This window comes from Exiguobacterium aurantiacum (genome assembly GCF_001766415.1).
Taxonomy (GTDB): Bacteria; Bacillota; Bacilli; order Exiguobacteriales; family Exiguobacteriaceae; genus Exiguobacterium; species Exiguobacterium aurantiacum_A.
Map to the genome: position 1 here is coordinate 813,105 of NZ_MKXO01000001.1, position 21,229 is coordinate 834,333.

The 21,229-nt window shown below is 50.7% G+C and carries 27 protein-coding genes; 7 read left to right on the forward strand and 20 right to left on the reverse strand.

The features are described 5' to 3' along the window. Positions 1-100 precede the first annotated feature (100 nt). The 4 genes from BJU60_RS04160 to BJU60_RS04175 form a co-directional block, all read right to left on the reverse strand. Entirely contained in the window at positions 101-1,132 is a 1,032-nt protein-coding gene (locus BJU60_RS04160; RefSeq protein ID WP_070327603.1) for a cytochrome d ubiquinol oxidase subunit II, read from the reverse strand. Positions 1,133-1,146: 14 nt separating this feature from the next. Then, positions 1,147-2,535, reverse strand: a complete 1,389-nt coding sequence (locus tag BJU60_RS04165) for a cytochrome ubiquinol oxidase subunit I (protein WP_070327604.1) — start codon at positions 2,533-2,535, stop codon at positions 1,147-1,149. 266 nt (positions 2,536-2,801) lie between these two features. Beyond that, a complete protein-coding gene (locus BJU60_RS04170; RefSeq protein WP_070327605.1) occupies positions 2,802-3,923 on the reverse strand; it encodes an N-acetyldiaminopimelate deacetylase in 1,122 nt (373 codons plus the stop codon). Then, entirely contained in the window at positions 3,920-4,798 is an 879-nt protein-coding gene (locus tag BJU60_RS04175; protein WP_070327606.1) for a LysR family transcriptional regulator, read from the reverse strand. The genes BJU60_RS04170 and BJU60_RS04175 overlap by 4 nt, the downstream gene beginning before the upstream one ends. Positions 4,799-4,908: 110 nt before the next feature. Between BJU60_RS04175 and BJU60_RS04180 the strand changes: the two genes are divergently transcribed. After that, positions 4,909-5,298 (forward strand): disulfide bond formation protein B, encoded by a 390-nt coding sequence (locus tag BJU60_RS04180; RefSeq protein WP_070327607.1) that lies wholly within the window; start codon positions 4,909-4,911, stop codon positions 5,296-5,298. Positions 5,299-5,349: 51 nt separating this feature from the next. Here BJU60_RS04180 and nadE read toward each other — a convergent pair whose 3' ends face one another. From nadE to BJU60_RS04215, 7 genes are all read right to left on the reverse strand, one after another. Further along, entirely contained in the window at positions 5,350-6,165 is an 816-nt protein-coding gene (nadE, locus tag BJU60_RS04185) for an ammonia-dependent NAD(+) synthetase (protein ID WP_070327608.1), read from the reverse strand. A gap of 116 nt (positions 6,166-6,281) precedes the next feature. Further along, positions 6,282-7,091, reverse strand: a complete 810-nt coding sequence (locus BJU60_RS04190; protein WP_236636553.1) for a BsuPI-related putative proteinase inhibitor — start codon at positions 7,089-7,091, stop codon at positions 6,282-6,284. Between the two features lie 100 nt (positions 7,092-7,191). Then, positions 7,192-7,386: a hypothetical protein gene (locus BJU60_RS04195; RefSeq protein ID WP_070327609.1), complete on the reverse strand. Its 195-nt coding sequence runs from the start codon at positions 7,384-7,386 to the stop codon at positions 7,192-7,194. A gap of 240 nt (positions 7,387-7,626) precedes the next feature. Next, positions 7,627-8,718, reverse strand: coding sequence for a virulence factor (locus BJU60_RS04200; protein ID WP_070327610.1), 1,092 nt, complete (start codon positions 8,716-8,718; stop codon positions 7,627-7,629). A 70-nt stretch (positions 8,719-8,788) separates the two neighbouring features. Beyond that, entirely contained in the window at positions 8,789-9,028 is a 240-nt protein-coding gene (locus tag BJU60_RS04205; RefSeq protein ID WP_070327611.1) for a hypothetical protein, read from the reverse strand. Positions 9,029-9,095: 67 nt separating this feature from the next. Continuing rightward, positions 9,096-10,367: an alpha/beta fold hydrolase gene (locus BJU60_RS15150; RefSeq protein ID WP_070327612.1), complete on the reverse strand. Its 1,272-nt coding sequence runs from the start codon at positions 10,365-10,367 to the stop codon at positions 9,096-9,098. 2 nt (positions 10,368-10,369) lie between these two features. Next, positions 10,370-10,936 carry a GNAT family N-acetyltransferase gene (locus BJU60_RS04215; RefSeq protein ID WP_070327613.1) on the reverse strand — a complete coding sequence of 189 codons (567 nt, stop codon included), beginning with the start codon at positions 10,934-10,936 and terminating at the stop codon, positions 10,370-10,372. 151 nt (positions 10,937-11,087) lie between these two features. Here BJU60_RS04215 and BJU60_RS04220 point away from each other — a divergent pair, with 151 nt between their 5' ends. Together BJU60_RS04220 and BJU60_RS04225 are read left to right on the forward strand one after the other, a co-directional pair. Next, positions 11,088-11,819: a hypothetical protein gene (locus tag BJU60_RS04220; protein WP_070327614.1), complete on the forward strand. Its 732-nt coding sequence runs from the start codon at positions 11,088-11,090 to the stop codon at positions 11,817-11,819. A 272-nt stretch (positions 11,820-12,091) separates the two neighbouring features. Beyond that, positions 12,092-12,379 (forward strand): hypothetical protein, encoded by a 288-nt coding sequence (locus tag BJU60_RS04225; protein WP_070327615.1) that lies wholly within the window; start codon positions 12,092-12,094, stop codon positions 12,377-12,379. A 13-nt stretch (positions 12,380-12,392) separates the two neighbouring features. Here the strand turns inward: BJU60_RS04225 and BJU60_RS04230 are convergent, their stop codons facing one another. Genes BJU60_RS04230 through BJU60_RS04245 form a run of 4 tightly spaced genes read right to left on the reverse strand, consistent with a single transcriptional unit; the run spans position 12,393 to position 14,240 of the window. Then, positions 12,393-12,584, reverse strand: a complete 192-nt coding sequence (locus BJU60_RS04230; protein ID WP_070327616.1) for a hypothetical protein — start codon at positions 12,582-12,584, stop codon at positions 12,393-12,395. Next, entirely contained in the window at positions 12,581-13,114 is a 534-nt protein-coding gene (locus BJU60_RS04235; protein ID WP_070327617.1) for a hypothetical protein, read from the reverse strand. The genes BJU60_RS04230 and BJU60_RS04235 overlap by 4 nt, the downstream gene beginning before the upstream one ends. After that, a complete protein-coding gene (locus BJU60_RS04240; RefSeq protein ID WP_070327618.1) occupies positions 13,111-13,695 on the reverse strand; it encodes a phosphatase PAP2 family protein in 585 nt (194 codons plus the stop codon). The genes BJU60_RS04235 and BJU60_RS04240 overlap by 4 nt, the downstream gene beginning before the upstream one ends. After that, positions 13,695-14,240, reverse strand: a complete 546-nt coding sequence (locus BJU60_RS04245; RefSeq protein WP_070327619.1) for a phosphatidylglycerophosphatase A family protein — start codon at positions 14,238-14,240, stop codon at positions 13,695-13,697. Before BJU60_RS04245 ends, BJU60_RS04240 begins: the two co-directional genes overlap by 1 nt. A gap of 174 nt (positions 14,241-14,414) precedes the next feature. On the opposite strand from BJU60_RS04245, the gene BJU60_RS04250 reads away from it, so the two are divergent. After that, complete coding sequence (locus tag BJU60_RS04250; RefSeq protein WP_070327620.1) at positions 14,415-14,924, forward strand: YjcG family protein; 510 nt, start codon at positions 14,415-14,417, stop codon at positions 14,922-14,924. A 2-nt stretch (positions 14,925-14,926) separates the two neighbouring features. Here the strand turns inward: BJU60_RS04250 and BJU60_RS04255 are convergent, their stop codons facing one another. Together BJU60_RS04255 and fabI are read right to left on the reverse strand one after the other, a co-directional pair. Then, complete coding sequence (locus tag BJU60_RS04255; protein WP_016510315.1) at positions 14,927-15,115, reverse strand: hypothetical protein; 189 nt, start codon at positions 15,113-15,115, stop codon at positions 14,927-14,929. A gap of 83 nt (positions 15,116-15,198) precedes the next feature. Further along, the gene (fabI, locus tag BJU60_RS04260) at positions 15,199-15,972 is read right to left on the reverse strand and encodes an enoyl-ACP reductase FabI (protein WP_070327621.1); all 774 of its coding nucleotides are present in this window, start codon (positions 15,970-15,972) and stop codon (positions 15,199-15,201) included. 149 nt (positions 15,973-16,121) lie between these two features. On the opposite strand from fabI, the gene BJU60_RS04265 reads away from it, so the two are divergent. Further along, on the forward strand, positions 16,122-17,288 hold the full coding sequence (locus BJU60_RS04265; protein ID WP_070327622.1) for an FtsW/RodA/SpoVE family cell cycle protein: 1,167 nt from the start codon (positions 16,122-16,124) through the stop codon (positions 17,286-17,288). Positions 17,289-17,329: 41 nt separating this feature from the next. Here BJU60_RS04265 and BJU60_RS04270 read toward each other — a convergent pair whose 3' ends face one another. The 3 genes from BJU60_RS04270 to BJU60_RS04280 are packed head-to-tail and all read right to left on the reverse strand — an operon-like array spanning position 17,330 to position 19,657. Next, the gene (locus BJU60_RS04270; protein ID WP_070327623.1) at positions 17,330-18,199 is read right to left on the reverse strand and encodes an RluA family pseudouridine synthase; all 870 of its coding nucleotides are present in this window, start codon (positions 18,197-18,199) and stop codon (positions 17,330-17,332) included. A 3-nt stretch (positions 18,200-18,202) separates the two neighbouring features. After that, the gene (locus BJU60_RS04275) at positions 18,203-19,000 is read right to left on the reverse strand and encodes an NAD kinase (RefSeq protein ID WP_070327624.1); all 798 of its coding nucleotides are present in this window, start codon (positions 18,998-19,000) and stop codon (positions 18,203-18,205) included. A gap of 12 nt (positions 19,001-19,012) precedes the next feature. Then, positions 19,013-19,657, reverse strand: coding sequence for a GTP pyrophosphokinase (locus BJU60_RS04280; protein ID WP_070327625.1), 645 nt, complete (start codon positions 19,655-19,657; stop codon positions 19,013-19,015). A 108-nt stretch (positions 19,658-19,765) separates the two neighbouring features. Here BJU60_RS04280 and BJU60_RS04285 point away from each other — a divergent pair, with 108 nt between their 5' ends. Further along, positions 19,766-20,347, forward strand: coding sequence for a CYTH domain-containing protein (locus BJU60_RS04285; RefSeq protein ID WP_174545507.1), 582 nt, complete (start codon positions 19,766-19,768; stop codon positions 20,345-20,347). 333 nt (positions 20,348-20,680) lie between these two features. Further along, positions 20,681-21,205: a DsbA family protein gene (locus tag BJU60_RS04290; RefSeq protein WP_236633408.1), complete on the forward strand. Its 525-nt coding sequence runs from the start codon at positions 20,681-20,683 to the stop codon at positions 21,203-21,205. The last annotated feature ends 24 nt before the right edge of the window (positions 21,206-21,229 follow it).

Below are 21,229 nucleotides of genomic sequence, written 5' to 3' on the forward strand. Positions count from 1 at the left end.
ACATCCCTTTCCCTACAGCGGTTTCTGTTCCCGATTCTTCGTACAGTGTAACCGATTCGCCCTAAAAAAACTATACAAAAAAGACCGGGAAATCCCGGTCTTATGCTTTACCGCTTGAACGTTTTCCACGCACATAGTCATTGTCGAACAAGAACAGACGAAGCAATAAATACAACGCTGGTACGAGTAAGAGCAATCCTAAAATGAACACGATGACGAGCGCGATCGCCATCGACTCGTTGACGACGCTTCCGTTAATGTCGATATACGGATAGAGGATATACGGCAAATGCGTATAACCATATCCGAACCACGCCATGAAGAACTGACCCATGACCATTAAGAAAGCGAGTCCGTAGTTGCGTTTCAAGTAGACGAACGATACGGCGATGATGAAGAAGACGAAACTCGCGGCGAACCACCACCAGTTACCCGCCAAAATGTTTTCATAGTGCCATGCCGCCTGCGATTTCAAGCCGAAGAAGACGAGTCCTGAAGCGAGGATCGTCGGAACACTCCAGAAGAGCGCCCACTTGCGCACGAGGCCGACTGCTTCGACATCACGTGCCTTGTCCGCATAGAACAAGAGGAACATCGCACTAATATAGAGCACCGACACGATCGCAAGGATAACGACTGTCCACGAGTAGAAGTTTGTGAACAACTTCAATCCGTCAAAGAACACACCCGACTCTGTCTCGTTAATGAATCCGCCTTGGCTGACCGTGAGCACGGTCGACATCGCCGCCGGAATCAATAAACCTGTCGCCCCGTACAAGAACACGTAAAACGTACTCTCTTTCGAACCGTAGTTCGCGAACGCATAAAAACTTCCGCGAATCGCGAGCAAGATCAACACGACAGAGGCCGGTACTAACAAGGCCGTTCCATAATAGTAAGCCGTATCCGGGAAGAACCCGACGATTCCGACGAAGAAGAAGACGAAGAAGACGTTCGTCACTTCCCATGTCGGTGACAAATACCGTTGAATCAGGCGATTGATTTTTTGGTCTCGCTTCGTGTACTTACTATAGAAAGCGAAGAAGCCGGCACCGAAATCAATCGATGCAACGATGAGATAGCCGTATAAAAACGTCCATAATACGGCAATCCCTAATTCTTGAATTTGCATGTCATATCCTCCGATCACACTTCATCCGCAAACATCGCTTCGCCGCGATGTTCCGATTGTTTTAGTTCTTTCCCGACTGGGTTGTCCTTGAACAGACGTGTCAAGACGAGCACTGTGACCACGCCAAGAACCGCATATAGGATCGCGAAGGCGATGAGCATCCAACCTACGTTAGCCGACGTCGTCGCTGCCTCACTCGTGCGCATCAAATCATAGAGCGCCCATGGCTGACGGCCAAACTCGGCGAAGAACCACCCGAACTCGATTGCCATCATGGCGAGAGGGCCTCCCGCCGCAATCGCGATCAGCATCGGTTTGCTGAATTGAGGCAATCGCTTAATGTAGCGTCCGAGGACGAACAGGAATGAGATGAGCGCAAGAAGCATCCCGATTCCGACCATCGCATCAAACAGATAGTGGATGAACAGTGGCGGTTGGTCCTCTTTCGCAAATTCATTAAGACCCGTCACTTCATAGTTTGGGACACCGCCCGCTAAGATTGACAACGCATAAGGGATTTTAATGGCCCCGCGTACTTCGTAACCACCTTCACCATCGTCTTCGAGCCATCCGCCCAAGATGAGTTCGGCTTCGGAGGAGGTGTCAAAATGCCACTCTGCCGCCGCCAACTTATCTGGCTGATACTTCGCCAAGTATTTACCTGAGAAGTCCCCGACGAGCGCAGTCGCAATCGCAAAGATGAGCGCGACGGTCATCGTTAAGCGAAGACCTTTTTTGTGATACTCGATAGACAATTTGTCGAGCTGGTTACGGCGTTGGCGCAATAACTGCACGGCCGCAATCGCCGCTAAGATGAACGCCGATGTCAAAATGGCAGACGTTAATACGTGCGCCATCTTTGTCGGCATCGCCGGGCTGAACATCGCCTCGAGCGGACTCACGTTCGCAAGTTTTCCATCGACGATATCAAATCCGACAGGTTGGTTCATAAAGCTGTTGACTGTCGTAATGAAGAAGCCTGAGAACAGTGCACCAACAGCGACTGGAATCCCGATCAGCATATGGTGCCACGGGTTTTTAAACCGATCCCACGTGTACAAATAAATGCCGAGGAAGATCGCTTCAAAGAAGAACGCGAACGTTTCCATGAACAACGGCAGCGCGATCGTCTGACCGGCGACGCGCATCAAGTTTGGCCAAAGCAGTGATAACTGCAGCCCGATGGCTGTACCGGTGACGACACCGACCGCGACGGTCACGACATAGCCTCGCGACCACCGACGAGCCATCAAGATGTATTTCGGATCTTTCTTTTTAATACCTAAAAACTCTGCCAATAAAATTAAAAGTGGAACCCCGACGCCGATTGTGGCAAAAATCACATGAAAGCCTAACGTGAGTGCCGTTAACGCCCGACTCATCAGGACCGGATCTTGAAACATCTATTGATTACCTCCTATCTCTCTCTAGCGCTTCACACGATGCGTGAAACGAAACATCACAGATGATTTCCTTTGGATAACCCTATCATAATGATTTTATATAGCGCTGTAATGTCTCAATGCTTGAGTTCGCAAAATGTTCACATTTGAACAAGCTTAACAATATTGACGCTTTACAATCATAATAAATTCCCTTTTTCCTCACATCGGAAGCACAATTCAACACATTCCAACAAAAAAAGCGGACAGCAACGTGTCCGCTTCGTTCACTTCACAATGACCGTTCTAAAGAAATGATCGAACAGTTCGACCGCGACATCGATCGCCCGCTCATCCGGATTGAGCGTCGCTTGATGAAGACCTGAACCCATGTCGTTCACCCCGAGCCATACCATGAACCCCGGCACTTGTTTCAACATATAGCCGAAATCCTCACCGGTCATGGCCGGAACGCACGTCTTATACGAATAGCCGACGTCTTCGACCGCTTCCTCGAACTGGAACAAATATCGTTCGTCGTTCACTACTTCATGGTACCGGTTGCCGAACTCGAGGTCGATATGGACGTTATACGTCATCTCGACACCGGCGATGACTTGACGGATCCGGCGCTCAAGGACGACCATTTCTTTATCCGACAGTGCCCGGATCGTCCCATCGAGCTTGGCCGTCTCGGCGATGATGTTCTCTTTCGTGCCGGCAGCGACTTTACCGATACTGATCACGGCGCTCCCCATCGGGTCGATGTTGCGAGAGATGATCGTCTGCAGCTGCATGATCAATGCCGCCTGAACGATGACAGCGTCAATCCCGGCATGCGGGAAAGCGCCGTGCCCACCCTTGCCGTGAATCGTGAGGTGGAGCTCACGCGCACTCGCGAACAAGACGCCCGGTCGTGAGGCAATCGTGCCGACCGGGTATTCCGGCGCCACGTGGAGACCGAACATCGCGTCAGGACGGAAATGATAGAACAACTCCGACATCGCCATCGGTTCCGCACCGCCCGGCCCTTCTTCGGCCGGTTGGAAAAAGACGACGAGATGATGATCGAGCGGCTCTTCGATCGCGCGTTTGATCAAGCCGAGCGCGATCGCCATATGGACGTCATGGCCACAGGCATGCATCATGCCTTCATGGACCGAGGCGAACTCAAGTCCGGTCTCTTCCGTGATCGGCAATCCGTCCATATCGGCCCGATACCCGATCGTCTTGTCGCCGACAAGACCGTCGACACGTACGAACAGTCCGGTTCGCCAATGCGAGATGTGGACCCGTGACGAGTTAAACGAACGAATCAACTCCTCAAGCGTCGCTTGTGTTTTAAACTCTTTGTAACCCGGTTCTGGAATCAAATGTAACTGTCTTCTAGCTTCTATGGCCCAACTCATTCCACACTCTCCTTTGTCACTTCTTCAACGATTTCCCAAAACGCTTTCACTTGCGCGAGCTCGAGCATCGAGTCGGTCGACAACATCCACGTGTCACGCACAAGCGGTGTCCCGTTCGACGACGTAAGCGGGATCTTATTGATCGCCTCGACATCGCGAATCGTCGACTCCGGCAAGATGGCAAAACCAATCCCATGCAGCGCCATCTGTTTGCACGTCTCGATTTGATCGACGACGAGCGTTGTGAGCGGAGGACTCGAGAACCGCTCTTGCCACCATTCAAGGATTTCTTGATAATAGGTCGAGTCACTCTTAAACTGAATGAACGAGCGCTCGTTATTTTTCAACTGCTTTAAATCGGTCATCCGCATATCAACGAGGTGAAGCGAATCTGAGAACAGTTTCATCTTTTCTCCGCGCCAGTCCGGATTACCGCGAATGATCCCGATATGGAAACTCTCTTCGAGCATATAGCGCATCATCTCGCTCGACCAGCCCGTCACGAGTTTGACCCGGACGGACGGATACCGTTCCATGAATCGTTTCAAGACGCGGGGCAACCAATACTGTCCCATGATCGAGGCGACCGCGATTTTGAGCGTCCCATACACTTCGCCTTGTTTGGCCGTCAACTCTCCCCGAAGTTCTTGCTCTTCGCTATACATCTTTTTCGCGAAGTCGATGATTTTCTCACCGTCCGGGGTGAGGGCGAGGCCTCGCGTCGAGCGGACGAAAATCTTTTTGCCCCACTGATGCTCGATTGTGACGAGGCGTTGGCTTAAAGCCGGTTGGGAGACGAACAACCGCTCGGCGGCTTTTCTCATATTCAACTCTTCGGCGAGGACGATCAACACTTCCACTTCTGATACTTGCATGACGTCACCTATTTCTATATCGTTTCTAAGACTGTATACTAAATTCATTGTTGCTAACCTGTATCATATCATGTTCATTCGCAATTTTTGAGTCGTCAGGAGGAAATCGTATGCAACGTCATCATTTTGCCTTTATTGTCGCGACCGTCGCGACGCTCGGAAGTTTGTACTTCTCCGAAGTCATGCTTTATCTGCCCTGCAAGCTGTGCTGGTTTCAGCGCATATTCATGTACCCGCTCGCGATTTATTACTTGACTATCATGTTGACGAACCGTGAGGTCAACCGTCTCTTCATCGGACTGATGGCCGGTGCCGGCTGGCTGATCAGCCTATACCACGTCGTGCTCGAACGGATTCCGAACGGGGATGCGTTTTGCAGCAACGACTGTCTCATCCGTTGGGTGAACTACTTCGGGTTCGTCACGATCCCGCTCTTGAGCTTCATCGCGTTCACGCTGATTTTAGCTATTCAATTCGTTCCAAAACGTACTGTTCGTTGAATGGAAAGAGGAGACACGGTCGAAATTGACCGCGTCTCCTCTTTATTTAGCTTATTGCCACCACTCGTCATAGAGCGACGCCGGCATATGGTGCTTATGGCGCGACCGTTTAAAGATCGTCTCGATCCGCTCGGCGATAGCCGGGTCGACGGCTTTCCCTTCTAAATAATCGTCGAGTTGGTCATACGTCATCCCCAGTGCGACTTCATCGGGAAGACCCGGTTTGTCGTCCTCGAGGTCAGCCGTCGGCACTTTATAAATCAGACTCTCGTGCGCTTCGAGCTCATGGAGCAACGCTTTTCCTTGACGCTTGCTCAGTCCCGTGAGTGGCGTCAAATCGGCTGCCCCGTCCCCGTGCTTCGTATAAAATCCAGTCACATACTCTGCCGCATGGTCAGTCCCGACGACAAGCGCCCCGAACGTCGCCGCGATGTCATATTGGACTTTCATCCGTTCACGCGCTTTCGTGTTCCCTTTATGGAAATCGCCGAGTTCGAGCGTCGTTGCTTGTTTGAACGCCTCGACCGAAGCATCGACGGCCGGCTTGATGTTGACGGTGAACGTCTTGTCAGGCCGGATGAAATCAAGCGCCCGCTTGGCGTCGTCTTCGTCATGTTGTTCGCCGTATGGGAGGCGCACCGCATAAAACGTATAGTCGCCGCCGGTCTCAGCCCGCAACTCTTCCATCGCGTGTTGGCATAACTTGCCCGCGAGTGTCGAGTCTTGTCCACCTGAAATACCGAGGACGAGTCCTTTCGCCCCCACACGTTTGACGTACGTTTTTAAAAAGTCGATTCGTCGACGGACTTCTTGAACTGGATCGATGTGCGATTTCACATGAGTCGATTCGATGATGTGTTGTTGCATCTTTCGTTTCCTCCTTGTTTGTAAGTCGGTTTGCCTTATTGTCTGACAATCTGGTTTTGTCGTCAATACGTTTGGATTCCAAAAAAAAGACGGAAACGTGAGTTTCCGTCTAACGGTTATTGAACGCGGAACGATGCGACGTCTCCGCCGATCGGTGTCATCTCTAGGAAGAGCGACTGTCCTGATGTCGGTTCCTCATCTAATAACACGCCGAACGTGAAGCCGCCGGCCGTCGGTTGCGACGCCCCTTGCGCAAACACGTTATGCCCGTCCGAGACGCTCCATTCGAACTCCTCGACGTTCGTGTACCCAGCCACTTCAATCAAATTCCCGTTTCTCTTAATCGAGACATCGCTGAACGCACCGTCCGTTTGGGCCGGCTGCTCGCTCGGCTCATCCGTTGGCTCTTCAGAAGGCTCTTCTGCCGGTTCTTCCGCAGGCGGCGCCTCTACCGCTTCAACTGATAACGTTTTTTGATCGGTGGCTGCCATCTCTGGTGCGCCTTCGACTTGAGCGAGACTGACGAAATCAACCGTATACTCTCCGCTCTCGAGTGTGAGCGGGAACACTTCGTCAAACACTTTCGTCTCACCCGGTTCCCACGTCTCTTCGATAATTGATTCAGTGAACATATATTCGCTGCCGTAATCAAAAACGGTCGTTTCTCCGTTCATGACCGTCAACTGAAAACGTTGCGATGAATTGAAGGTCACCTTGACCGGTCCTTCATTCGGGTTCGTCATCGAAACCGTCGCCGATAATTGTTTTGTGTCGGCATTGTAGCTCGCGTCCGTCTCAAGCGTCAATAAAGCTGGAGCTGCCGACGAGTTCCCGTCCACATCGCTCGGAGTTGCTTCTTCTTTACCACACGCCGCTACCACGAGCATCATCGCAGCGACCACGACTAGCAACCAAGTTTTTTTCACGTATTCCACTCTCCTCAACAAAATAAAAAAACGTCTATAGCACTAGTGTATACGTTCGTGCAGACGTTTGTAATGGATTTCCCTATATTATTTACCTTTTTTAAGAAACTTGTAGGTTTTCCACGTATTGCTGCCAACCGGTCACGAACAACGAGTCAGCGACGTCGATGTCAGAACGAACTTGTGCAGAGATTGAGAACGTCTCACTATGAATCGTCTCAAAAATGACGGTGATCATGCCATCGACCACTTCTTTGTAAGCTACGAGTTCAGTTGTTTCTGCAAAAAGAATCATGAGTGTTGCTCCTTTGTCCAAATAAGATACTTTCAGTGTACCAACGTTATTCAAATAAAAACGTCCTATCGTTCGACAGTCCCGCTCCGAGCTCGACTTGTCTGTCGAATAACTGGCACCGATTGTTAACCGATTGGTTGAATTATGTAAGGACAAACGAAAAAGAGAGGCAATTCGCCAAGCGAACTCCTCTCACTTCCTATAATTGTAAATTTGAACAAACCTGACTTGTCGAATGGTTTATTTCGAACGGTTCGAGATTTGTTGCCATACCGTTCCGAGTGCCGTTTCTCCGCTCGTAATTCGCTCTTTGGCGAGACGTGCTTGGAGAGAAACCTCGAACTCACGGTCGTCCTCGGCGATTTTCAAAGCCGGTACGGCCTGCTCATCACCACAGTCGAACAAGAAGCGTGCGGCCCGCCAACGGACAAGCTTACTTTTATCTTTGAGCGCCTCGATCATCGATGGCTGAGATTTTGACAACGCCCAATCAGAGACGGTGTCCCCCGCGGTCCGTCTCACGATCGGTGACGGATCGACGAGTGCCTGCTCGATATAGGTGACGTAATCCTCCCGATTTTCTTCAAACATACCAATCATGACGACTGCTTGACGACGGATCGCCATCACCTTGTCCTCGAGTGCCCGGCGGAAGTAATTCATGTTCTCCGGTTCGATTTGCAGTTCATCCAAGAATGCCATCCGTGCTTTCCAGTCCTCCGACTGGAGTTGCGACACGTTGGCCTCGTAATCCGCCTCGCGCCCGAAAGCACGGGCGACAATCCGAGCGACGCGATCTTCTGGATAGGCCGCTTCAAGTTCTTCTTGGGCGACACCGCTCACGTCTTCAAGCTCTCCGTAGCGAGGTGCTTGTTCGACCCAGCGGCGATCTTGAATGACGTTTTTCACTTGCTGCTGTACCTGCATCGCTGCGTCGACAAAGCGTTTAGACAAACCGACCCGTTTCTCCTCGTCGCCTTTGACGAGTTTCAACTGCATCGGGACGTCTAATACGAACTGGACCGATACGTGGACCGGCTCATAGTCTGCCGTCAACTGGCTCGCTTCTCCTTCAGCGACGTCTTCGCCGAACGCACGACGGATGTCGTTCATGACGTCGTGCCAATCGTGTTTCGGATGCCGTTCGACCGCTAAAAAATCGGAGACAGCGTATACCGATTTGACGCCTCGTAATGCGATGATGTCTCGGATCGTCTCCGGGACGTCCTGACTCGCCTTGTCATATGTGATCCCGCGGCCAGAAAAAGCCGGTTCGACAATGATCTTTAAATTGTTCGGACTTGGTGTTGGTTCAATTGCTACAAGTTTCATCTTCATCACCTCACACCAATCGTGACGAAAACAACAAAAAAACGCAAGCGAGTCGCTTGCGTCGTGAATATCAAAATAGGGCGATGAACTGTTGGAGGGAATAGCGCTCTCCTTCGACGTCGAACGTGTCATCTCCAGCAATCGGTTCTAGGAAGAAGCGTTTCTCCCCGTCAGCTTTCACGTAACCGAAGATGTGGTTCGTCTGATAAAATAATTCCACAATCGTGACCCGGCCGAACGTCATCCCGTCATTGATGACTGCCTGGTCCCCTAACTCGCCGCCGTTGTACAGTTCGATATACGTTTCCATGTGTTGTCGCTCCCTTTGTGTTTGTTTTCACAATTCATTTCTATCAGACAAAGGTCGTGACTTCAAGTTATTTTTTTGCGTTACGCTTCCAAAAATCAATCCAATTGTAATACTCAGATAACACTCTATCAATTTGTTGGATTGATGGTTCATGCTCAAGTCCTTTAGCACCAATCTTCTCTTTGCAATGCGTGATAAAGATTTCGTTTCCTGGTAAAACGTTTGCCCGATTTGTGGCAAATACTTGTCGGAGGTGGACTTGGCATCTTACCGTCCCGAGCATGCCGGGTGAGGCGCCGGCAATCATGACCGGTTTATCACGAAGTGGCGTTCCCGGTTCGAGCGATAGCCAGTCGATCGCATTCTTTAAGACGCCGGGTATGCTGTGATTGTACTCCGGGGTAACGACGAGCAGACCGTCCGCTTCTCTGACCACTCGCTTGAACGCGACAACGGCGTCCGGTTCATCCGGGTCGATCAAGTCGTCATTATAGAGCGGCAATTCGATGGATGCGACCTCCACGTCAAACCGATCACGACCGAGTTCGATGATCGAATGAAGTAGCGCCGTATTGAACGATGCTTTACGCAAACTGCCTGATACGGCGATCAGCTTGAACTTATGCACCGAGCGCACTTCCGCGTCGAGCCAAGCGTTAATGAGTTGCGCTTCGGTTTCAGGCGCCTCCATCATCCCCATATGACTGGCTTGCACCGTCTGTTTTGTATGACGCTCCGCCCCTATGAAAGCTCGTTCCGCGTCCATGTTCGGGTCTTTCGAGCCGTAAATAAACAATCCGGGCAGGTTCGTCTCGCGCACCGTTCCTGTCTCGTCATTCCGGTCCCGAATCGCTTCTTGAGCTGAAATGATTCCTTCTTTCGACATCTTGAAGCCGATTCGTTTCGCACGTTCGATGAGTGTCTGATCAGAATCCGGGGCGAACACGCCTGGAATCATCTCGTCGATGAACGGATGGACACCTTCTTCGATCACTTTCTCAATCGCGGCGTTTCGTTTCGCCTTCGCTTGATCCGAATCCGCGCCGGCCGTCGAATGAATCAACCCGAAGCCAGATAATTCATCCGGATAGCGTCGAACAAGGTTCGTCGTGATGTATCCGCCGAACGAATGTCCTAGTACGACCGGACGATCGAGCTCGCGCAAACGAATCTCTTTGATCACCCAATCCGCGAATTGATCGATCGTCTCGGGACCCGATTCGGTGTCATCATGTCCTGGAAGCGTCAACGCGTACACATCCGCTTCAAGCATCGGGACAAGCTCGTCAAAATAATCCGGTGACCCACATAGGCCGTGAAGCAATACAACTTGTCTCATCGTCATCTCCCTCTCTGTGACCATTCGTCTTTTAGTAGACGGTACATCGTCAAGTCCATAAAACGGCCGTGACTGTAAGCATAGTCGTGCAGCAAGCCTTCCTCGGTGAAGCCGAGCTTTCGCACCAACCGATTTGACCCATCGTTCTCTGGTGCGACGAGCGCCGAGATCCGGTGAAACTTGAACTCGTCGAACCCGTACCCGATGACGGCTGTCGCCGCTTCATAGGCGACACCTCTGCGCCAATGACTAGGCGCGACTTCAAATCCGATTTCAGCCCTGAAATATTGGGGCGTCCAGTTATGAAAGCCGATCGTCCCGACGAGCTCATCGGTCACACGGTCACATATCGCCCATCGAATCGCTTTCCCTTGTTGAAATTGATCTTTAAAATAGGCGATGACGTTCTTCGCCTCATACACGGCAAGCAACGGATCAGATCCGTAATAGCGCATGACTTCCTCGGTCGAGAGGATCACGTAGAGTGCCCGTGCGTCCCTAGGCTCGAGTTCTCTCAGGATAAAGCGATCTGTAGCGAGCTCTGGAAAACTCTTCTTCAACCCCCACATGCTGAACCCGCCTTTCTTCTACCTTTTCTCTAATTATACCTAGTTTTCCTCAAAAACCATCATCTCAATCATCTCGACCGCTCCAACATGGCACACTCGAGACGGATTTGCTAAAATCAAATTGTAGTGACTTCGAACTGAGGGGATTAATATGTCAAAACAGTTGTTCTACATTAAACAAGACCGGGAACTACAACGTTTTACCCTTCATGGGGTGACACTGACGGATGTCGTCGAAGCGTTATCACTCGCCCGACCGATGATCATCTGTCGAACAGACATTAAAGGGATGAGACAATCATCCCGGACGAGGTTTCGCTATATCGAGGCACACGAACTCTCAACGTTCTCGACGAAATATTTGAACAACCAGACGAGTTTCACCGCCATCGACTTTCCCGACTATAATTTACTCGAGTCATTATCAGACCACGAGATTGCGGAAATATTGTTTTTGAGCCACATGGAACGAGGGCTGAAAGCGCCGTTCCTCAACTCGATTCAAAATGAGATCGCTTATTTCAACGAGTCGAACGATCGTCACAGTAGCCTCTACATAAAAGACTGGTCGACGATCAATCAGTTCCTGCAAAGCGTGCTTCAAAGTAAACTCGACCGTGACATCCGTAATATCAGCTTCGTCCCGATCCCGCTGCCTGTCATCGATGAAATCGTGGCTTTATCCCCACAAGGGCTGATTATCGATTTCGACCACACGAAACGCAGTCTGTTCAATCGACAAGTCGCCATCTCGTTTTACGTCGCCGGACGATACGAGGACATGTCTGTGCTTGAAGAAGACTTTGACGCCAAAAAGGAATCGATCGCCTTAAAAGGGCAATTGACCTATCGCCGCCGAACATGGGAAATCGAACGATTTTAAGTTCATACGTGTATGAAAGTCAAAAGAGCCTGTAGAATTCAGGCTCTTTTTTGTTATCGCGCTCGTCTTTATTTCGTTCCAAATCGCTTTGTCCAACGACTTTATCGTTATTTTTAAAAATTGATAACAAATTGTCTTAATTTTTCGTTAAATTAAGTCTTTTCTTTTAACGACAGGACGGTATACTAGGAATAACCTTCTTGAGGGACGGAAGGCAATATAGAGAAAGCGAGGTGAAAATCTATTCATCTGTCGATGGATAGATCTACGAAATGGAACAACTGAAAGTACAGGGAATTTCTTCGTTCACCAAGTTTGCGACGAATGGAAACATGCTGAAATTAAAAGACGCAATTGCCGGCGAGCAGCGGATTTCGCTTCAAGAAGCGACCGATATTCAAGTCTCGATGCTCGACGAGGACCATTCGCGCTTCACTATATTCGGTCAGTCGCGCCCACTCGTGGAACTGACCCTTCCTCACCATTCTTGTGAAGTGTTATATGCATGGCTGCTTCACAAATTAAAACGACAAAAAATCAAATTGGCTTCAAACGCTTAATAAAAGCGCGTCCTCATGAGGGCGCGCTTTGTTCATTCCTCCGATAGATGGTGACGCCCCCATGTTTGGCGGCGCCCACGACTTGGAACAACCACTCTTTCTCGATCAACAGTGACCGTACTGTCAAAAAGTCGTCTTTCGGTACGAGCAACTCATCGATTGAGCCGTCGAGTAACGCTTTTACCTTTTGTTCCCACTCGTTCATTTTGCTTCATTCCTTTCCTTCTGTGCTTCGTTCGCCCAGGCAAATAAGTACTCACCCGTTTGAATCGCGTCGCCCGGTACGAACAGTTCCATCGGCACGTGTGCATGCGACGGAATCTCTCGATTGATTGCGAGCACGACCGGTTCACCGAGTGCTGCTTCGATGTAGTCGGAAGCAAACGTGATCACTTCATCCGCAGACATTGTTCCCTCGTTCGCAAGAGCCGCTGCATAGGCCGCGTCCACCTCATTATCTTTCAACAGAACACGTCCGTGCTCGAGCAGCGCGAACGGTGGCTTCGCGTCGACATGAAACACCTCGTAGGCGCGATAGCCCGTTTCATCACATGATAGGAGCGGAACGAAGCGGCGTTGTCCCGTCCATTTCTTCAATTGAAACAACGTCCGCATCGACGCAAATGACTTCGCGCCAGTCGCATCTTTTTCGACCAATATCGTCGGCGAACTCGCCGCGTCCGCTTGATCCCTTCCCATAAACAACCAACTTTCAACTTCAGACACGAGTATCAACGATTCTTCCTCCCTATGATCCATTCTGATCCGGCAATCACCGTGAACGCGACGAGCCATCCGCCCACGACGTCACTGAAATAGTGAACGTTCAAAATGACCCGGCTGAACGAGACGGCTACGAGCAGCACGACGAGCACCGCGACCCAAACGGGCGAGTACTTTCGCCGGTATAAACTAAAAGCGAGCAAACCGTACAAGGCGAGCGAACCCGAGGCGTGCCCGCTCGGAAAACTATACGTCGTCGCATCGAGAGCGGCATCGATGAGCGGCCGGTCAATCCCGTACACGCGCTTCAATAGTTGAGTCAAAACTAACGTCCCGATGACGACGAGCGGTAATCGAAACGCTTCAAGTTTGTCCCCGCGCCATAACCAATAAAGCATGCCGACAAAGGAGAGGGCGATCAACACCTTCACACTGCCGAGTTCCGTCACATAGACGAACAGCGGGCCAGACAACGGCGCGACAATCCGATAGACGAACCCGTCGAGCGAAACCGCCCCACCTAAAATGACAATCACCGAGACGATGGCGAAGCCAAGCGTCCCGGCGATTGTCAGTGTTTTTGCGCGATGCATCAATATAATCCTTTGCGTTCACGCATCTCGTCTTCACCGAAATCGTTCATGTCGCGCAACCGGTGCGCGAGACGGCCCGATGCGTTAGCCGCGATCGCACCGACAAGGTCGTCCATGAACGTATGAACTTGACCGTCGTCCATCTTCGTATCGAGCTGCTTGATGATCCCGATCTTCGCTTTATCTAAGTAACCGAACGTCGTGACGGCAATCGATCCGTACGTGTTGACGGCCCCGATCGCGATCGTCTCATCGACGCCGAATAAGCCTTCATCTGAAGCGACGATAGAAAGGAGCGGTTCTGACAACTGCCCTTTTTCGGCTAACATATCGAGCTCTGAGCCGACGAGAATCGCGTGTTGGAGTTCGCGTTTCTCAAGGACGGCCTCAACCGACTCAATGCAGTCTTTTAATGATAAGTGCGGTGAATAGGGCGCCTGCATTTGGTAGACGATCTCTGCGATCGATTCGATCGATACGCCCCGTTCAATCAAACGGGCCCGTGCAGCCTCTGTTACGTCTCGTGAGTGTGGTACTTGTTTCATAATTGTTGCGGGCAATTACCCGCGTCACATCCCTTCATCTCGAGAACAGCATGTCTCGAAGTACTCATTCTCTATTATACTGAAAACTTAAAAAAAAACACTAAGCCCACTTTGACTTCATTCGATAAATCGGTCATCATAAACTAGTAGACCATTCATAAAGGGGGAACTGGAATGAAGATTGGGGTAGTCTTATTTCCATCAAAACAAGTTCAAGACTTCGCCAACTCGTATCGAAAACGGTACGATACGAAGTACGCTTTGATTTCGCCACACGTGACGATCAAAGAACGTACCGAAGTCGACGAAGCCGAGTTACCAAAAGTGCTCGAGTATTTACAACAAATCGCTGAAACGACGAAGCCGATTCAGTTGAAGATCGACGGTGCCCGCTCGTTCGCGCCGACGAACAACGTCCTTTACTTAAAAGTGTTGCCGACGCGCGAACTCGCAGCGCTACAAACTCGCTTACACGAAGGTGCACTCGATCAGCCTCCGAAGTACGAGTTCCTCCCGCACATCACGATCGGACAAGATCTGACCGACGCCGAGCTGTTCGATGTGCTCGAACGGATGCGGATGGAACAAGTCCATTTTGAAGAGACGATCAACCGTATGGCCGTCATGTATGAGCTCGAAAACGAAACATGGAACGTCTATGAGACGTTCCGGTTCCGAGGTTAATATTATACGCTCCGGTCGACGAAACGACCGGGGCTTTTTTCTTGTTCAGCTTCTAACCATTCTTCTTGACGCGGAATAATCCGCTGGACCCGCTGGATGCGAGTGACCGGTTCGATGTTCGCCCGTTCTGTCGGTTGGACCTGGCGATTCCCATATTGGACGACCGTAAAATCAATCTGATAAGGACCCATGATCTTCCCTCCCTCACAAGTCCTTACCCCAAACGGTTACGCTATAATACAAAAAGAGCGCATTTACGCGCCCTTTCCCAAACTTATAAAATATGGTAGCCGCTGTCGACGTGGATGACTTCTCCCGTGATGCCACTCCCCATGCCCGATAACAAGAACAGACCGGTCGAGGCCACTTCTTCAGCCGAGACGTTCCGGCGCAGTGGTGCCTTTTGCTCGAGCTCAGACAAGATGCTGTTAAAGTCGCCGACACCTTTCGCCGACAACGTCCGAATCGGTCCAGCCGAAATCGCGTTGACTTGCACGCCTTGCGGGCCGTATTCGTTCGCCAAATATTTGACGCTCGAATCGAGCGCGGCCTTAGCGACACCCATCAAGTTATAGTTCGGTACGACCCGTTCCCCGCCGAGATACGTGAGCGTGATGACCGAAGCGTTCTCTGCGAAGTAAGGTTTTGCCGCCTTGACGACCGCCGTCAAACTGTACGCCGAAATATCGAGCGCTTGTGCGAACTGACCGCGCGTCATCTCCGAGAATTCACCGCGCAACGCTTCTTTATCCGCGAAAGCGATTGAATGCGCAATCCCTTGAATCAGACCGACTTGCTCATGGATCGAACGGAACGTCGTGTCGATCGCTTCATCGTTCGTCACATCACACTCAAGCAACAGTGCTTCTTGGCTCAATTCAGCAGCGAGTGATTCGAGACCTGACTTGAAACGTTCAGACGCATAAGTGAGCACGAGCTTCGCTCCTGCCGCGTCGAGCGTTTTCGCGATCGCCCAAGCGATCGAGCGTTTATTGGCAATCCCCATGACGACGTACGTCTTGTTCGTTAACATTGGATAAATTGACATTGTGAACTCCCCTTTTTAGTACCTGGTTATAACATCTGTTATCAGATTACAGAATGGTGTCTGTTTTGTCAACCGCCTCGTAACGTATTGCGATTTTTTATAGTTACGGTAAGATAAACTACGTATAGAAAGGGTGAGACGACTTCATCATGAACCACATTCAATCTTATTTAAAAAGTTTAGACACGACACTTCTGACAATCGTCTTTTTCTTGATGGTCATTAGCCTAGGTGCCATTTACACGGCACAACCGATGTTGCCAACACGATTACAACATATTAACTTCGCCTTCGATCAAGGAATCCGTTACATCATCGGATTCGTCGCCATGTTTGCCATCATGACAATCGAATACGAGCAGTTGCGAAAAATTCATTGGTATCTCTATTCCTTTGGTTTATTGCTTTTAGTTGGCTTAATTCCGCTCCGGGATACCACACTCGTTCCAAATATTAATGGGGCGTATGGATGGTATAATGTGCCTGGTTTCAGTTTTCAACCAGCTGAATTTATGAAGTTGTTTTTACTTATTTCCATGGCCACAATCGTCTACGACCACAATAAACGTTACGGTTCGTCTCAACAGGATGCGTGGCTGTTAATGAAACTAGTATTACTCGCCATCCCACCTCTTGGGCTGATTGTCACGCAACCAGACTTAGGGACCGGGCTTGTTTTAATCACGATGCTCGGTGCCATCATCATCGTGTCAGGGATCGGTTGGAAATGGTTGCTCGGCCTATTTAGCGCTGCCGCCGTGACGATCGGTGGGTTCATGTACTTGTTTTTCTCGCATTTCGAGGTGCTTCAAAGCTTCGTTCCGGGCCACGCCTTGAATCGTTTCCAAGCATGGATTTACCCATATGAGTACTCTGACGATTTAGCGTTCCAGTTGATCAAATCGCTTCAAGCCATCGGTTCTGGTCAAATGTTCGGAACTGGCTATGGTCAAGGTTTAGTCTATCTACCAGAGTCGCAGACCGATTTTATTTTCGCCGTCATCGCTGAGCATTATGGTTTTATCGGTGCAGCAATCGTGATTATCGTCTTCTTCTTGTTCTTGTACCGGATGATTCATATCGCGCTCGAAGCGAGCAGTCCGTTCGGAAGTTACATCGTGACCGCCGTCATCGCCATGTTCACGTTCCAGATCTTCCAAAATATCGGAATGACAATCGGTGTCCTCCCGATCACCGGCCTAACCTTGCCGTTCATCAGTTACGGGGGTACCGGGATCATCATGAACATGATTGCCATCGGGCTCGTCATGAACGTCGCCTCAAAATCAAAAACGTATATGTTTGACGACGATTAAACATAGCCCCGCACTCATTTGAGCGCGGGGCTATGTTTTGTTCACTCGTGTTCGAGTTGAAAGTCGACGGGGTAAGCCGCTTCGATTACGATACTCTCCCCTGTCAACGGATGATTGAACGCGGCAGACGAGCTGTGAAGCGCGTGACGGGCGAGCACGGGACGTCCGCCATACATCGTATCCCCGAGTAACGGATGACCAATGTGGCGCATGTGGACGCGTATCTGATGGGTCCGTCCGGTCTCGAGTTGGATCGTCAACGCCGCATAGTCACCGTGCGACTCGACGTGACGGACGTGTGTGACGGCTCGTTGCCCGTCGTCTGTGACGACACGTTCCATGATCGAGTGTTCGGCCCGACCGATCGGCGCATCAATCGTCTGTCGTTCGACCAGTCCTTCGACGAGGGCGATATACGTCCGGGACAAACCACCTCGCTTTTGAAGTTCGCTGAAACGATGGTGAACGTACGCATATTTAGCGAACAAGACGACACCAGACGTATCCCGGTCGAGCCGATTGATCACATGAATCGCCGAGTGCAATCCAATTCGTTCATAGTAACCGAGCACAGCGTTCGCAAGCGTGTCGTCAGGATGAAGCCGAGACGGGATCGTCGCGATGCCTGCCGGCTTATCGACGGCGAGCAAATAGTCGTCCTCGTAGATGACCGTGAGCGGACGCCGTGAACGGACCATCGTTTCCGCTGGCTGCTCAAGCGGAAAATGAACCGTCACTTCATCGCCGCTCGACACATCAAAGCGAACAGTCCGCGGCTCCCCGTTCACTAAGATGAGGCCACCGTGTTTGACTTGCGTCAACATCTTGCGTGAGATGCCACAATCCCCCATCAAAAAATCGCGCAGCGGGACGTTCGTCTCCGCGACACGACGTAATGTAAAACCGTACATATGTTACTTCCCTTCCTCGATGAACGATTCGCGCACCCGACGCCAAAACGGGAACGGGCGGAACCGGGCGAACGTCACTTTTTCTCTCGCGACCGCGCAACGGATCGACTGGACGTTCGACCACGACAGTGCTTCCTGATGGTCGAACGCGAGCTCAAACTCCGTTTTCGTATGCGGTTTGATTTTGACTTGGTGGTGCTTCGGCAACAACAGTGGTGAGCCGATCGTCCGGTAGACGAGATTATTGATCGACGCCATCTCGGTCACTTGGATCGCCTCGATCGATGGATGGACGATCGCACCGCCGAGCGCTTTATTATAGGCGGTCGAGCCGGAAGGTGTCGAGATGCAAAGCCCGTCTCCGCGGAACGTTTCAAAGTAATCATCACGGATCGACAAGTCACACACGAGCGTGCGCTTGTAATTTTTAATCGTACACTCGTTCATCGCCAACTGCCGCTCCGTCGTCCCGTCCTCATAGTCGATCAACACTTCGACGAGCGGATAAGATACCGGTTCAAACGACTCGCTCGTGATCATCTCTGTCAATTCATCGAGCTCGTCCGGTTGCCAGTCGGCGTAAAAACCGAGATGGCCCGTATGGATGCCGACGAGAAGGGTGTCGTCTAACCGATCGACATATTCATGGAACGCCTGTAGCATCGTCCCGTCCCCACCGACCGAAACGACGATCCGAGGTTGTTCTGAGACGGAATGTCCCGCCTCGGTCAACTTGTCTGTCAACTCACGCGCGATCTCCGCGGAACGCGCATCTCCCCTTGACACAATCGCAAACTGCATACACTCACCCCCCTAGTCTTGGTCCGTTTGGACGTTCATTTCTTTATCACGAAACACTTGCTGCGCATCTTGAATCTCGACGCGGAGCTGACTCATCTCAGCATCGAGCAGAAACGCCGCCTCCGCGGCCCGACGCAGCCGTTCTTGGACTTCTTGCGGCATGTCGCCATCGTATTTATAGTTTAACGAGTGCTCGATTGTCGCCCAAAAGTTCATCGCGAGCGTCCGAACTTGGACTTCGACGAGCGTCGGGAATTCCCCGTGGATCGTCTGGACCGGGTATTCGATGATGATGTGATACGACCGATAACCCGATTCTTTTTGATTCGTGATGTAGTTCCGTTCTTCTACGATTTTAAAGTCGGTCCGGTGGTGCAACAGCTCGAGGACCTGCACGATATCGTCCACAAATTGACACATGATTCGAAGCCCGGCGATGTCTTGCATCTCGGTCGACAAGTGATCATAGGCGATCTGTTTGCGTTTCGCTTTCTCGAGGATGCTACCGACCGGCTTGACCCTGCCGGTGACGAACTCGATCGGAGAATGGTCATTTTGCGAGTTGTATTGCTTACGGATCGCTTTAAACTTTACTTTCAGCTCATCGACCGCAATTTGATACGGCACTAAAAATTGATCCCAGTCCACTGATTGCATATGCTGTCACCACTTTCGTTCGTTTCGGAAAACCTTGCTTTTTTCCGTATGTATCCGATTGTATGGTATCATAAACCAACAATTGTTCATAGAATGGAGCGATGATGAATGACCCAAGAAGTGGAAATTGAGTTTAAATCGATGCTGACGAAAGATGAGTATGAGACGTTGCTCGAATCGTATCAGTTATCCGACCAAGTCAAATGGCAAGCCAACGATTATTTCGATACGCCCACGTTTGAACTGCGCAGCCAAGGCGCGGCCTTGCGCATCCGCGAGAAGAAGACCGGTCAAGTTTTGACGCTCAAACAACCGCACGATGTCGGACTGCTTGAGACGCATGCACCGATCAATGAAGAAGCGGCGGAAAATTTGTTCAAGTACGGCATCGTCCACGACGAACAGATGAAACAAGCCCTCGCCACGTTCAATTTGACCGGACCGCTCGAACATTTGGGCCGCCTCGAGACGAAGCGTGCTGAAATCGAGACGGCAGACGGTCTGCTCGTGCTCGATGAAAGTCATTATTTGGAGATTTGTGATTATGAAATAGAATTCGAAGTGACGGACGAAGCGGCAGGCCGAATCGCGTTTGAAAAGCTGCTCTCGAGCCACAATATCCCGTTACGTCCGGCCAAAAATAAAATCGTCCGATTCATGGAAGAAAAGATGGGACGGAGTGAAGGTTGAGCAGATACGTTGCCAACCTTTTTTTTTCGTTGCTACAATGAGCATACGATATATTTGATTTTGTTTACGAGAGGAGGCGACACAATGGAACTTGAACAATGTAATGAGTCATCCTGTTCACTGGAAGAATCTTCTATCCAAGTAACATATAAGCCATTAGAGTTATTCTATTTCATGGACATCTCTGATCCCGACGGTTTTCACGTGATGACACTCATTAAAAAACTCGAGCTCGAATACGGGCACTTGATTCGTTTTCGGATGGTCTCGACGGTTCCTAGTTGTGTTGGCGGATGTCAGGAAGAGGTTCGCCTTCTCACGATGATCAAGGCTATGGAATTACAAGGGAAACGCCATGCGATGCGTTTTTTGCGTCACCTTCATATTAACGACGCCTTTACGAAGGATGCTTCTAACGATGCCGACCTGTGGGAGATCGCGCGCTCTTACGCTGGATACGGACTCGATATCGATGAGTTGGCGGCAGATATGCAGTCGAATCAACTCTTGAGCGCCCTCGCTGTCGACCATCAAATATTAAAAGACTGGGAAATCGAATCACTTCCCGCCATGACGTTCGTCACCCGTGACGAGGCGCTCAAAATCGAAGGCGTCTATCCTTACGACGTGTACCAAGCCGTTATGAGTGAACTGCTCGGATACGTACCGAATCGGCAAACCGGTTGGAACGTTGAAAAAGTGTTACGTCACTACGACGCCTCGACAATCACTGAGCTCGCGTTCATCTTAGAGCTCGACAAGCCGATCATCGAGCGGGAACTGAAAAAACTGTCGCTCCAGCAACGTTGCCGCCCTGTTCCCGGCTGCAGCGGTCAAGCATGGGCCACACAAAAATAAACGGATACAAAAAGAAACCCACGG

Coding starts and splice junctions, on each gene's coding strand:
- BJU60_RS04160 (WP_070327603.1), bottom strand. CDS start 1,132: ATGCAAATTCAAGAATTAGGGATTGCCGTATTATGGACGTTTTTATAC.
- BJU60_RS04165 (WP_070327604.1), bottom strand. CDS start 2,535: ATGTTTCAAGATCCGGTCCTGATGAGTCGGGCGTTAACGGCACTCACG.
- BJU60_RS04170 (WP_070327605.1), bottom strand. CDS start 3,923: ATGAGTTGGGCCATAGAAGCTAGAAGACAGTTACATTTGATTCCAGAA.
- BJU60_RS04175 (WP_070327606.1), bottom strand. CDS start 4,798: ATGCAAGTATCAGAAGTGGAAGTGTTGATCGTCCTCGCCGAAGAGTTG.
- BJU60_RS04180 (WP_070327607.1), top strand. CDS start 4,909: ATGCAACGTCATCATTTTGCCTTTATTGTCGCGACCGTCGCGACGCTC.
- nadE (WP_070327608.1), bottom strand. CDS start 6,165: ATGCAACAACACATCATCGAATCGACTCATGTGAAATCGCACATCGAT.
- BJU60_RS04195 (WP_070327609.1), bottom strand. CDS start 7,386: ATGATTCTTTTTGCAGAAACAACTGAACTCGTAGCTTACAAAGAAGTG.
- BJU60_RS04200 (WP_070327610.1), bottom strand. CDS start 8,718: ATGAAACTTGTAGCAATTGAACCAACACCAAGTCCGAACAATTTAAAG.
- BJU60_RS04205 (WP_070327611.1), bottom strand. CDS start 9,028: ATGGAAACGTATATCGAACTGTACAACGGCGGCGAGTTAGGGGACCAG.
- BJU60_RS15150 (WP_070327612.1), bottom strand. CDS start 10,367: ATGAGACAAGTTGTATTGCTTCACGGCCTATGTGGGTCACCGGATTAT.
- BJU60_RS04215 (WP_070327613.1), bottom strand. CDS start 10,936: ATGTGGGGGTTGAAGAAGAGTTTTCCAGAGCTCGCTACAGATCGCTTT.
- BJU60_RS04220 (WP_070327614.1), top strand. CDS start 11,088: ATGTCAAAACAGTTGTTCTACATTAAACAAGACCGGGAACTACAACGT.
- BJU60_RS04225 (WP_070327615.1), top strand. CDS start 12,092: ATGGAACAACTGAAAGTACAGGGAATTTCTTCGTTCACCAAGTTTGCG.
- BJU60_RS04230 (WP_070327616.1), bottom strand. CDS start 12,584: ATGAACGAGTGGGAACAAAAGGTAAAAGCGTTACTCGACGGCTCAATC.
- BJU60_RS04240 (WP_070327618.1), bottom strand. CDS start 13,695: ATGCATCGCGCAAAAACACTGACAATCGCCGGGACGCTTGGCTTCGCC.
- BJU60_RS04245 (WP_070327619.1), bottom strand. CDS start 14,240: ATGAAACAAGTACCACACTCACGAGACGTAACAGAGGCTGCACGGGCC.
- BJU60_RS04250 (WP_070327620.1), top strand. CDS start 14,415: ATGAAGATTGGGGTAGTCTTATTTCCATCAAAACAAGTTCAAGACTTC.
- BJU60_RS04255 (WP_016510315.1), bottom strand. CDS start 15,115: ATGGGTCCTTATCAGATTGATTTTACGGTCGTCCAATATGGGAATCGC.
- fabI (WP_070327621.1), bottom strand. CDS start 15,972: ATGTCAATTTATCCAATGTTAACGAACAAGACGTACGTCGTCATGGGG.
- BJU60_RS04265 (WP_070327622.1), top strand. CDS start 16,122: ATGAACCACATTCAATCTTATTTAAAAAGTTTAGACACGACACTTCTG.
- BJU60_RS04270 (WP_070327623.1), bottom strand. CDS start 18,199: ATGTACGGTTTTACATTACGTCGTGTCGCGGAGACGAACGTCCCGCTG.
- BJU60_RS04275 (WP_070327624.1), bottom strand. CDS start 19,000: ATGCAGTTTGCGATTGTGTCAAGGGGAGATGCGCGTTCCGCGGAGATC.
- BJU60_RS04280 (WP_070327625.1), bottom strand. CDS start 19,657: ATGCAATCAGTGGACTGGGATCAATTTTTAGTGCCGTATCAAATTGCG.
- BJU60_RS04285 (WP_174545507.1), top strand. CDS start 19,766: ATGACCCAAGAAGTGGAAATTGAGTTTAAATCGATGCTGACGAAAGAT.
- BJU60_RS04290 (WP_236633408.1), top strand. CDS start 20,681: ATGGAATTACAAGGGAAACGCCATGCGATGCGTTTTTTGCGTCACCTT.